Origin of the sequence: Trinickia sp. Y13 (genome assembly GCF_029522115.1) — a bacterium.
GTDB lineage: Bacteria > Pseudomonadota > Gammaproteobacteria > Burkholderiales > Burkholderiaceae > Trinickia.
Genome location: NZ_JAKWFK010000050.1, coordinates 1 through 743 on the forward strand (window position 1 = coordinate 1; position 743 = coordinate 743).

A 743-nucleotide genomic window follows, 5' to 3' on the forward strand; every position below is an offset into this window, starting at 1 on the left:
ACGGATAGGAAATTCAACCGCATGAGGCCAAGTATGGCACGAGTTTTGGGCCTCGAAACACGTTCGGCCAAGGAAGGTTGAGCGCTCGCTTGCCGCTCAATGGCAAGAGCTTGGGAGGCAGTATGCATTTGGGCCTGGCGCGCGCGCAGCTGCTTCCCCGCAGCGATGGATACCGCCGCTTCACTGGGTCACCAATTGACGCGCTGGTCTACCTCGTCGGGTTGAGCTGCCAGATCCCAATCCGGCTCGCCTTGCGCACCATCATCCACCGGCGCGTCGCAGCCCTCCCACAGCGGTGGCCCGCGTGCCGGGGTGATGTGCGGGGGGGCAGACTCCACCCCGATGTGGTTCAGGATGTGGCGGATTTCGGCGCTGTGGGTGATGAAGGCAATGATGCGCATCTGCCCACCGCACATGGGGCACAGCAGCGGAAATGCCTCGTAGATGCGGGCAATCAGCACCGCCCACAAGTAATGCGCCGCTCGCTTCGGGCGTGCTTCAGGTTCGGGTGTGGGTGTGGCCGCGTTGCCCGGCGCCGCCACCCCAGGTACGCCCGCGCCAGGTTGTGCAGTCTCCACCGTGGCTGGTTGCGACGCAGCAGGCTGAGCCAGCGCCGTTACCGCCGCTCTCAGCGGCGAGTTTGGTGCCAGCACACCAAAGTAGCGGTGCCGGTGGGTGCGTGGCGGTGGCACCAGCGCGGCGATGCGGTCGATCAGTTCCAGCGGTGTGAGGTGCAGCTCATC

At 65.3% G+C, this 743-nt stretch carries 1 protein-coding gene; it reads right to left on the reverse strand.

Going from position 1 to position 743, the window contains the following annotated elements; translation table 11 throughout:
• Window positions 1–188: 188 nt before the first annotated feature.
• A partial coding sequence (locus MMB74_RS27320; protein ID WP_277431713.1) for a transposase occupies window positions 189–743 on the reverse strand: 555 nt, incomplete at its 5' end.